General features: G+C 68.7%; 9 protein-coding genes. 4 read left to right on the forward strand and 5 right to left on the reverse strand.

Annotated features, from left to right (window positions below; genetic code table 11):
- Positions 1–10: 10 nt before the first annotated feature.
- Both AC0LPE_RS15640 and AC0LPE_RS15645 read right to left on the reverse strand, forming a co-directional pair.
- Entirely contained in the window at positions 11–844 is an 834-nt protein-coding gene (locus AC0LPE_RS15640; protein ID WP_088897158.1) for an NUDIX hydrolase, read from the reverse strand.
- Between the two features lie 44 nt (positions 845–888).
- Positions 889–1,719: an ABC transporter ATP-binding protein gene (locus AC0LPE_RS15645; protein WP_088897157.1), complete on the reverse strand. Its 831-nt coding sequence runs from the start codon at positions 1,717–1,719 to the stop codon at positions 889–891.
- 73 nt (positions 1,720–1,792) lie between these two features.
- Here AC0LPE_RS15645 and glgX point away from each other — a divergent pair, with 73 nt between their 5' ends.
- A complete protein-coding gene (glgX, locus tag AC0LPE_RS15650; RefSeq protein WP_490604790.1) occupies positions 1,793–3,925 on the forward strand; it encodes a glycogen debranching protein GlgX in 2,133 nt (710 codons plus the stop codon).
- Positions 3,922–4,422, forward strand: coding sequence for a GNAT family N-acetyltransferase (locus AC0LPE_RS15655; protein ID WP_016696270.1), 501 nt, complete (start codon positions 3,922–3,924; stop codon positions 4,420–4,422). Before glgX ends, AC0LPE_RS15655 begins: the two co-directional genes overlap by 4 nt.
- Here AC0LPE_RS15655 and AC0LPE_RS15660 read toward each other — a convergent pair.
- The 3 genes from AC0LPE_RS15660 to ctaD all read right to left on the reverse strand — a co-directional run bounded on the left by AC0LPE_RS15660 (position 4,406) and on the right by ctaD (position 8,402).
- Positions 4,406–5,248, reverse strand: a complete 843-nt coding sequence (locus AC0LPE_RS15660; protein WP_160875697.1) for a peptidyl-tRNA hydrolase — start codon at positions 5,246–5,248, stop codon at positions 4,406–4,408. The two genes, AC0LPE_RS15655 and AC0LPE_RS15660, sit on opposite strands and share 17 nt — an antisense overlap.
- Positions 5,241–6,470, reverse strand: a complete 1,230-nt coding sequence (serB, locus tag AC0LPE_RS15665) for a phosphoserine phosphatase SerB (RefSeq protein WP_490604791.1) — start codon at positions 6,468–6,470, stop codon at positions 5,241–5,243. Before serB ends, AC0LPE_RS15660 begins: the two co-directional genes overlap by 8 nt.
- A 171-nt stretch (positions 6,471–6,641) precedes the next feature.
- Positions 6,642–8,402, reverse strand: a complete 1,761-nt coding sequence (gene ctaD, locus AC0LPE_RS15670) for an aa3-type cytochrome oxidase subunit I (protein WP_490604792.1) — start codon at positions 8,400–8,402, stop codon at positions 6,642–6,644.
- Between the two features lie 269 nt (positions 8,403–8,671).
- Between ctaD and AC0LPE_RS15675 the strand changes: the two genes are divergently transcribed.
- Entirely contained in the window at positions 8,672–9,679 is a 1,008-nt protein-coding gene (locus AC0LPE_RS15675; RefSeq protein ID WP_490604793.1) for an ABC transporter substrate-binding protein, read from the forward strand.
- Between the two features lie 46 nt (positions 9,680–9,725).
- On the forward strand, positions 9,726–10,784 hold the full coding sequence (locus AC0LPE_RS15680; RefSeq protein ID WP_490604794.1) for an iron-siderophore ABC transporter substrate-binding protein: 1,059 nt from the start codon (positions 9,726–9,728) through the stop codon (positions 10,782–10,784).
- Positions 10,785–10,792: the final 8 nt, after the last annotated feature.

Consider the following 10,792-nt stretch of genomic DNA (forward strand, 5'->3'; position numbering starts at 1 on the left):
GGTCCTCAGCCTAGATGTCGGAGCGCTGGGCCCACGGGTGAGTACCGACCTCGTAGTAGGCCTCGTCCCCGTCGAACGCGATGTGGACCGCCCCGTCGCGGCGGCTCATGATCGGCAGGATCGGTTCGATGACCGGATCCGCCGCCATGAGGTCGGCGACCGTGGCGAAGCCCGACAGGATCGACAGCTGACTCCACGTGGGCGGGAGCAGGATGCACCGGCCCGATCGCCAGTCGGCGAGGGCCTCCTCCGCGGTCTGCCACTGCACCAGATCGGTTTCGCTGGTGTTGCCGTCGGCCCGCTGTCCTTCCGGCACCGCGGCGACGAAGAAACGCGTGTCGTAGCGGCGCCGTTCCCCCAGCGGGGTGATCCAGTTCGCCTGCGGACGCAGCAGGTCGGCGCGCAGCACCAACTGCTCCTTCTCCAGGAAGTCCCCGAAGGACAGCTCGCGCGCTTCGAGCAGACGACGCGCCTCGGCGTAGTCGCCGGTGTCGGCCACCACCGAATCCTCGGTGGGGCCGGCGAGCAGCACACCGCACTCCTCGAAGGTCTCACGCACGGCCGCGAGCACCAGCGCGCGGGCCTGCGCCTCGCCGATACCGAACCGCTCGGCCCACCAGGTCACCTCCGGGCCGGTCCACCGCACCTCGGCGTCGGTGTCCGAGGGGTCGACGCCGCCGCCGGGGAAGACGGTCATGCCGCCGGCGAAGTCCATGCCGACGACACGACGCTGCAGGAACACCTCGATGCCGCGCGCGGAGTCCCGCACGAGCATCACGGTGGACGCGTCGCGGATGGGTACCGCGGTGGGATCGAAGGTGGATGCCGAGCGATCGTTGGACATGGCCTCAACCTAGCCGATCGGTCCCGGCACCACCCGACCCGGAGCTACCGGCGGTGCCGTCCCGCCTGGCGGGTGCGGCGGGCGAAGAACCGGTCGTCGACCTTGTCGAGCGAGATGGACTGGCTGAACGCCGTGCTGAGGTTCTCGGCGGTGATCACGTCGTCGAGCAGGCCCTGGGCGACCACACCGCCCTCCTTCAGGAGCAGAGCGTGCGTGAAGCCCGGCGGGATCTCCTCCACGTGATGGGTGACGAGCACGATCGCGGGGGCATCCGGGTCGGCCGCGAGCGTGCCGAGCCGGGCCACGAGTTCCTCGCGACCGCCGAGGTCCAGACCGGCAGCGGGCTCGTCGAGCAGCAGCAGTTCGGGATCGGTCATGAGCGCCCGGGCGATGAGCGCACGCTTGCGTTCGCCCTCCGACAGCGTCCCGTACAGACGGTCGGCGAGATGTTCCGCGCCGAGACTCTCGAGCATCTCGACCGCGCGGCTCGTGTCGATGTCGTCGTACTGCTCGCGCCACCGGCCCAGCACGCCGTAGCCCGCGGAGAGTACGAGATCGGTGACCTTCTCGTCGTTCGGCACCCGGTTGGCCAGGGCCGCGGAGGACAATCCGATCCGGGGTCGCAGTTCGGACAGATCCGTCTTTCCGAACGTCTCCGCGAGGACGTGCGCGGTGCCGGAGGTGGGGAACGTCTCGGCCGCCGCGACCCGCAGCAGCGAGGTCTTTCCTGCCCCATTGGGTCCGAGAACCACCCAACGTTCGTCGAGTTCCACCTTCCAGGTCACGGGACCGACGAGGACGTTCCCGCCGCGTCGGACCACTACGTCGTCGAATTCGATGAGCAAATCGGGATCAGGTTGTGCCACGCGGACCATCTTCTCTTACGCCCGAGCCGGAAACGCGGCAGGATCGGTTCCCGTGTCGTCCTCCGCATCCGAATCTGCTGTCGTGTCCGGCTCGGTCGCGCTCCCCGACCGGGCCGCCTTCCCGCTCGGACCCACCCCGGTCGACGGTGGGACACGCTTCGCCGTCCACGCCCCGCACAGCGATCGCGTCCAGGTCTGCCTCGTCGACGACGACGGGAACGAACACCGCGTGGACCTGCCCGACCGCACCTACGGGGTCTGGCACGGGGTGGTCCCCGGCGTCGGCGCCGGGCAACGGTACGGCTATCGCGCGTACGGGCCGTGGCAACCGCAGTGGGGGCTGCGTACCAACCCGCACAAGATCCTGCTCGACCCGTGGGCCCGGCGGATCGTCGGCGAGGTCGGTGATCCGGACCGGCTGATCCCCCACCAGGGCGACCCGTTCGGTGCGATGTCGACCGTCGACTCGCTCGGGCACACACCCCTGTCGGTGGTGACGCCCGTCCTGACCCCCATGCACGACAAGCCCCGCGTGCCGTGGGAGAACACCGTCGTCTACGAACTGCACGTCGGTTCGTACACGGCCCGCCACCCGCTCGTGCCGCCGGAGCTGCGCGGTACCTATCTCGGACTCGCCCACCGGTCGGTGATCGACCATCTGGTCGGGCTGGGGGTGACGACCGTCGAGCTGTTGCCCGTGCAGGCCTTCGTGACCGAACCGTCGGTGCGTGCGCGGGGGATGCGCAACCACTGGGGCTACTCGACCGCCTCGTACTTCGCGCCGCACCCCGCCTACGCCGTCACGCCGGGCAACGAGATCGCCGAGTTCCGGACGATGGTCGACGCCTTCCACAGCGCCGGGCTCGAGGTGCTGCTCGACGTCGTCTACAACCACACGTGCGAAGCATCGGTCGACGGCCCGAGTCTGTCCTGGCGCGGTCTCGACGCGCCCGGTTACTACCTGCTCGACACGCACGGACGGGATGTCGACCTGACCGGCTGCGGCAACACCCTCGACGCGTCCTCACCGATCGTCGTGCGGATGGTGTGCGACAGCCTGCGGTACTGGGCGGACGTGATGGGGGTGGACGGTTTCCGTTTCGATCTCGCCAGTGCACTGGCCCGTCCGCGCGGTGGGGCGTTCGATCCGCGGGCGGCGCTGCTCACCGCAATCGTCACCGATCCCGTCCTCTGCGATGTCAAGCTCGTCGCCGAACCATGGGACGCGACCGCGCACGGTTACCAGCTCGGGAACTTCGGAGCGCAGTGGGCCGAATGGAACGACCGCTACCGCGACACCGTGCGCCGCTACTGGGCGGGACGTTCCGGGATCCGCGAGATGGCGTCGCGGCTCACCGGTTCGGAGGACCTCTACGACAGGAACATCCGGCAGCCGTGGATGTCGGTCAACTTCGTCACCGCCCACGACGGTTTCACCCTCGCCGACGCGGTCTCGTACGAGCGCAAGCACAACGACGAGAACGGTGAGGAGGGCCGGGACGGGTCGAACAACAACGAGTCGGTGAACCACGGGGTGGAAGGGCCGACCGACGATCCGGAGATCCTTGCCGCCCGCGGCGGGCACATCCGGGCAATGCTCGCGACGCTGCTGTTGTCGACGGGCACACCGATGCTGCTCGCCGGCGACGAGTTCGGGCACACCCAGAACGGCAACAACAACGCCTACTGCGTCCCCGAGGACGTCCCCGTCCGCGACGCCTGGCCGCTGGACTGGGAGGACTCCGACCGTGCGCGAACGGATTACGTGCGCGAACTGCTCCGCCTGCGCACGCGTGTCCCGGTGCTGCGGCAGCGACGCTTCTTCGAGGGGCGTGCTCGCTCCGTGGGTTATCCCGATCTGGTGTGGTTCGGCATCGAAGGGATCGAACTCGACGAGGATGCGTGGCACGACGACAGTCGCCGCACGCTGCAGGGCTGGGTCGACGGCTCGCAACTCGGCACCGTGACCCGCACCGGCGTCACTCTCGAGGACAGCAGCGGCCTGTTCGTTCTGCATTCGGGCGATGCCGCCACGGTGACCCTCGCCGGACCGGAGTGGTATCGCGGCGACATCGTGTGCGTCTTCGATTCGAGTGCCCCCGACGGCAGGCCCGCGGACACCTCCCCGATGCGGGTGGGCAGTTCGTACCCGGTCGACGGTCCGACGGTGCTGATCTTCCGGATCGCGGACGACGACCCCATCGAGCGCGAATGATCGACGCCGTCGGTGGATTCCGCGTGCGTGTTCCCGCTCCCGACGAGGCCGAGGCGATCGCGCGCGTCCGGAACATCACGTGGCGCGCCACCTACGGCCACCTGCTTCCCGCGGCGTTCTACGACCACCACGCATTCGAGCAGAACGCGGCGCTGTGGCGGTCGATCCTCCGACGCCCTCCGCAGACCCTGCGCGTGCGCGTCGCGGAAACCGAAGGCGGGATCGTCGGATTCGCGTCGGCGGGCGACCCCATCGGTGACGATGCGCCCGTTCGCGCGCTCCAGCTCCACACCCTGTACGTGCTACCCGAGCACCACGGATGCGGTGCGGGACAGGCACTGTTCGACGCGGTCGTGGGCGCGGAACCGGCGCAGCTGTGGGTGGCCGAGGACAACCCTCGCGCCCATACCTTCTACCGGCGCAACGGCTTCCGGCCCGACGGGGCCGAGATGGTCCTTCCCGGCACGACTCTGGTCGAGGTCAGGCTCGTCCGCTGACCGTGCCGGGCACCGCGATCACGGTGATCGAACCCGGGGCCACCTCGGTGAAGCCCGCATCGCGGACCGCGACGGCCGTGCCAGCCTCCACGCGGGCGAGCAGCTCGCGCCAGGTGTCCTCGTCCGCGTCGCGGACGGCACACGGGAATCCGTCGGTCGCCCAGGCGCGTGCGGTGTCGACGTCCAGCGCTCCGGCGAACAGCATCGCGGCGTGACCGACCTGCGCGGCCGCCTTGCCGACGGTCATCTCGAGGTCCTTCTGCACCCAGAGGATCGGAACGCCGTCCGCCGGTGAGGGCGGATCGTCGTGGGGCAGGTCGGTGCCACCGATCTGCAATCGGGAGATGCGCGGATCCAGCTCCCCCACCGGGCCGGGCACGAACGCCCGGGCCTGGGCGCCGGCGTGGTCGACGGTGACTCCGTCGACGTCCTGCGCGGCACGCCAGTGCGCTCCGCGGGCGCGACGCGCGACCTTCCGGATCCGCGCGTCGTTCCACGCGAGGAAAGGTTCCTGCCACGGGCCGGGTTCACCGTCCGGGCCGGGACCGACCCGCGGGTCGAAACACAGTGCCACCGTGGCCGTCGCGGCCGCCTCGAGCACCGCGCTGCGGGCAGGCGGATCGACCTTCGGGATGTGCAGCACGATCGGCATCGCCTGCACCTTCGCCGGATCCTCCGGGTCGGGCCGGTGCCCGTAACCACGCGTGAGTACGCCGTGGCGCTCGGCGAAACCAGGATCCGATGCCGGGTCGAAGACCCGATCGGGTGCGGCCTCGAAGACCGGCTCGGCTGCTGTGTCCGCGAGGTCGGGGTCCAGCTCAGACACTGCCGTCGATCGGGACGCGCCGCAGGGTTCCATCGACGCGGTCGGCCGCCTCGATCTCCTCGCGGGTGACACCGAGGACGAAGAGCACCGCATCGAGATAGGGATACGACAGGGCGGTGTCGGCGACCTCACGCAGGGCCGGCTTGGCGTTGAATGCCACGCCCAGTCCCGCGGCCGACAGCATGTCGATGTCGTTGGCGCCGTCCCCGACCGCGACGGTCTGTTCGACAGCCACGCCGGCCTCGTCGGCGAACTCCCGCAGGGCACGTGCCTTGGCGGCGCGGTCGACGATGTCGCCGACCACTCGCCCGGTGAGTGTGCCGTCGACGATCTCGAGCGTGTTGGCGCGGACGAAGTCCAGTTCGAGTTCGTGTGCGAGCGGGTCGATGACCTGACGGAAGCCGCCCGAGACGACACCGCAGCGGAATCCGAGGCGCCGCAGCGTCCGGATCGTGGTGCGGGCACCGGGAGTGAGCTCGAGTTGCTCCGCGACCTCGTCGATGACGGTCGCGGGCAGACCGGCGAGGGTCGCGACGCGTTGCTCGAGGGACTGCGCGAAGTCGATCTCGCCACGCATGGCGGCTTCGGTGACCTCGCGGACCTTGTCCTCGACACCCGCGTGTGCGGCGAGCATCTCGATGACCTCGCCCTGGATGAGTGTGGAGTCGACGTCGAAGACGATCAGGCGCTTGGAACGACGGGCGAGGCCGCCACGCTCCACCGCGATGTCGACGTCGAGACCCGCGGCAAGTTCGACGAGAGCGTGCCGCAGAGCGGCGTCGGCCTCGGCGCCGGTATCGGCGGCGGTGATCATCAACTCGAGGCCGGTGAGCGGGTAGTCGGCGATACCGCGGATCGAATCGATGTTCGCGCCCTGGGACGCGAGCGTGCGGCCCACCGATCGCAGTGCCCGAGCACTGACCGGGCTGCCCAGGACGACGACGGCGTGGGTCGAGACGGTGCGTGCACCGCGCTCGGCGCCGATCTGGACGTCGGCGTGCATGCCGATCGTGGCCATCGCGGACTCGACCTCGTCCTGCAGTGCTTCGACATCGTTCGGGCAGACGAGGAGGACCCCGAGGGTGAGCCGCCCGCGGATCACGACCTGTTCCACATCGAGCAGGTCGACGTCGTGCCGCGTCAGCGCTGCGAAGAGCACCGAGGTCACGCCGGGATGGTCAGGTCCGGTCACGGTCACCAGCACCGTGCTGTCAGACGCCACTACGTCTCCGATCGCTTGTCTGTCGAGGTACACGCGGACGCACGCGCGTACCGGCTCGCACGTCCATTGTTGCAGGTCGAACCGTCCCTCCCGTTCGCGGGTCCGGCCCACCGAAAGGCCGAAGCCCCACCCGGTGCACGGATGGGGCTTCGGTCGATCGTCGCTCTGCGCTCAGGCGCGCGGATGGTCGCCGGGGGTACGGTCGGCACCCTCGAGGACATTGACGTTGTGCTTGCCGCTGCCCGGGCCGACGTGCGCCTCGGCGCGCATCTTCTCGACCATGTGCGGGTAGTGCAGCTCGAAAGCAGGGCGCTCCGAGCGGATCCGCGGCAGCTCGGTGAAGTTGTGCCGCGGCGGCGGGCAGGTCGTCGCCCACTCGAGCGAGTTGCCGTAGCCCCACGGGTCGTCGACCGTGACGACCTGGCCGTAGCGGTAGCTCTTGAAGACGTTCCACAGGAACGGCAGCGTCGACGCACCGAGCACGAACGCACCGATGGTGGAGATCGTGTTCAGGGTGGTGAACCCGTCGGACGGCAGGTAGTCGGCGTAGCGGCGCGGCATGCCCTCGTTACCGAGCCAGTGCTGCACCAGGAAGGTGGTGTGGAAGCCGATGAAGGTCAGCCAGAAGTGCCAGCGGCCGAGCTGCTCGTCGAGCATGCGTCCGGTCATCTTCGGGAACCAGAAGTAGATGCCGGCGTAGGTCGCGAACACGATGGTGCCGAAGAGCACGTAGTGGAAGTGCGCCACCACGAAGTACGAGTCGTGCAGGTGGAAGTCCAGCGGCGGGCTCGCAAGGATGACACCGGTCAGACCACCGAAGAGGAAGGTCACGATGAAGCCGACCGAGAACAACATCGGCGATTCGAACGTGATCTGGCCCTTCCACAACGTGCCGATCCAGTTGAAGAACTTCACACCGGTCGGGACGGCGATCAGGAAGGTCATGAACGAGAAGTACGGCAGCAGCACGGCGCCGGTGGCGTACATGTGGTGCGCCCACACGGCGATGGACAGCGCCGCGATGGCCATCGTGGCGTAGACCAGACCGGTGTAACCGAAGATCGGCTTGCGGGAGAAGACCGGGAAGATCTCCGAGACGATGCCGAAGAACGGCAGCGCGATGACGTACACCTCGGGGTGACCGAAGAACCAGAACAGGTGCTGCCACAGGAGCACACCGCCGGTGGCGGGGTCGTAGATGTGGCCACCGAGGTGACGGTCGACGAACAGGCCCATGAAGGCGGCGGTCAGCAGCGGGAACACGAGCAGGATCAGCAGGCTGGTGATCAGGATGTTCCAGGTGAAGATCGGCATCCGGAACATGGTCATGCCCGGTGCACGCATGCACACCACGGTGGTGATGAAGTTGACGGCACCGAGGATGGTGCCCAGACCCATCACGCCGAGGCCGAGGATCCAGAAGTCGGCACCGACACCCGGGGAGTGGATTTCACTGCTGAGCGGCGTGTAGGCCGTCCAGCCGAAGTCCGCGGCGCCGCCGGGGGTGACGAAGCCGAGCATCACGATCGTCGCGCCGAACAGGTACAGCCAGTAGCTGAAGGCGTTCAGGCGCGGGAAGGCGACGTCGGGAGCGCCGATCTGCAGCGGCAGGATGTAGTTCGCGAAACCGAAGACGACCGGCGTCGCGTACATCAGCAGCATGACCGTGCCGTGCATCGTGAACAGCTGGTTGAACTGCTCGTTCGACAGGAACTGCAGGCCGGGGACCGCGAGCTCGGTGCGCATCAGCAGTGCCATCAGGCCGCCGATGAGGAAGAAGGCGAACGAGGTGACCATGTACATGATCCCCAACATCTTGGGATCTGTGGTCGTGATCATCTTGTGGATGAACGAACCCTTGGGTCCCTGCCGCGGCGGGTACGGCCTTGCTGCAGCTATCTCTGGGACTGGCTGGGGCGCTACGGCAGTCACTAATCCTCCTGAATGCGCGCTCGACCTCGGGCTGGAGGCGAACGGTCTCTGGCTTGCGCTCATCGAATCGTAGACCCTCCCCGAAACGGTCGCCCTCCGGGTCCTACTCACTGTCGTACTCGACTCGCGAGGCTACCTGGAGCGGAGCCGAGAACCCCAATCCGAGCCTGTGCTGCACCTCACATGCAGGGGCGACAGCAGGTGACCTCACCACGCGCGAACAGCCCGGGTTAGGGTGCACTTCCCCCACAATCACAGAAGGACGACCCGTGCCTGTTCTCTCCTCCCGACCCGCTCGGTTCACGGCAGCACTGCTGACCGCCGGACTCCTCGTCGCCGGCTGCAGTTCGGCCGACACCTCCGACGCCTCGTCCACCGACCCCGCGTCCGACTCGGCCGCCGGCTTCCCCCGGACCGTCGAACACTTCCGCGGTTCCACCACGATCGAGAACGAGCCGACCCGCATCGTCGCGCTCGACACGAGCTACTCCGACGCCGTGCTCCTCCTCGAGGCACCTCTCGTCGGATACGTCGACTACCGCACCGACGAGTTCCCCGACTATCTCGGCGACTCGCGGCAGTACGCGACCGACGCCGTGTCCGTCGGCAAGACCGCGGACGTGAGCCTCGAACAGGTGGCCGCGCTCGAACCCGACCTCATCCTCTCGGCGGAGGTGCGCGACGGGGAGAACTACGAGGAACTGTCCGCTATCGCCCCGACCGTCTTCTCCCAGTCGACCGGACCGACGTGGAAGGACAACATCCGGCTCGTCGCGCAGGCCATCGGTAAGGAGGACCTCGCCGAGCAGAAGATCTCCGAGCACGAGGAGCGCGCCGCGGCCATCGGTGCGGATATCAACGCCAAGGCCGGCAACCCGACGATCTCGATCGTCCGCTTCGCCGGTGAACCGACGGCCCGGCTGTACCGCACCACCTCGTTCAGCGGCATCGTGCTCGAGGACGCCGGTCTCGCCCGCCCCGCGAGCCAGGGTCCCGATCCGTCGGATCCGTCGAGCATCATGAACGCCATCAGCCCCGAACTGATCACCGAGGCCGAGGCGGACGTCGTCTTCGTCACCACCTACGACCTCGGCGACGGCAAGGCGCAGGCGGCGGCCGAACCCTTCGTCACCAATCCGCTGTGGGAGAACCTGCAGGGACGGAAGGTCGAGGTCGACGACAGCGTGTGGATGATGCCGGTGAGCATCCAGGGTGCGCACCGCATCCTGGACGACCTCGCGGACACCTTCGGCGTCGATCGTCACACGACCGGATAGCCTGAGCCGTCCGATCCGAGCAGCGTCCTACAGGAGTTGGTCCGACGTGTTTTCCGTGCACCGGTCACGAGCAGTGCTCGTCGCAGCCGTCGCTGCGGTGACGACAGCCCTGGCCGGATGCTCCACACCTCCCGACGACGACGCATCGGAGATCGTGCGCACCACGACCCGCATCGCCGGTGCGTCGGTCGTGGGCATCGACCGGGACACGTCGACCGCGTGCGCACTCCCCTCCCCGCTCGATCCGGGCCGGCCCACCACCGGCACCCGACCGGTCCTGCACACCGCAGGCCGGTCGGAGGTGCCCGCCGACCCGCAGCGGATCGTCGTCCTCGACCCCGCGGCGCTCGACGCGGTGTGCGCCCTGGGGCTGTGGGAGCGCGTCGTGGGAGCGAGCGCCGAGGTCACCGGCCGGCCGGAATATCTCGGCTACGGGATCGGCGAACTCCCGCCCGTGGGCGCCGCGGGCAACCCGGACGTCGCGGCAATCGAGCGCGCACAGCCGGATGTGATCCTCGGCTCCTCCACCGCCCCGGACGTCTATGCCTCCCTCAGCGGCATCGCACCCACCGTGCTGGTCGGGTCCGATCCGGTCTTCTGGAGGGAACAGTTCGTCCGGGTCGGTGAGGCGCTCGGGCGCACGGAGGCCGCACGTCGCGTGCTCGACGACTACGCGACGGCCGCGCGCGATCTGGGCCGCGAGCTCGTGTCGTCCCAGACGCAGGCGTCGATCGTCCGGTTCACGGCCGACGGCCCGACCGTGGAGGGCACCGCGTCGTTCGCGGGACAGGTGCTCGGCGACGTCGGCGCTGCCCGGCCTCCGGCCCAGCGGTTCGCGGTGGTCGACGGACAGCCGTGGCAGGCCGTCGACACGGAGGACCCGGCCCCGGCGGACGGAGATGTGATCTTCGTCCGTTTCGCCGGTGAGGACGGGCTCGAGGCCGGCAAGGACTACATGCAGACCGACGAGTGGCTCGACCTCGGGGCGGTGCGCGACAACCGTCTGTTCTCCGTGACCGACGACGTGTGGTCGACCCCCGGACCGGTCGCCGCGCGGGCGATCCTCACCGACCTGACGTACACCCTCAACGGATATTCGAACTGATCGCCGGC

The organism is Rhodococcus sp. S3, assembly GCF_058211795.1.

Coding starts and splice junctions, on each gene's coding strand:
- AC0LPE_RS15655 (WP_016696270.1), top strand. CDS start 3,922: ATGATCGACGCCGTCGGTGGATTCCGCGTGCGTGTTCCCGCTCCCGAC.
- AC0LPE_RS15640 (WP_088897158.1), bottom strand. CDS start 844: ATGTCCAACGATCGCTCGGCATCCACCTTCGATCCCACCGCGGTACCC.
- AC0LPE_RS15645 (WP_088897157.1), bottom strand. CDS start 1,719: ATGGTCCGCGTGGCACAACCTGATCCCGATTTGCTCATCGAATTCGAC.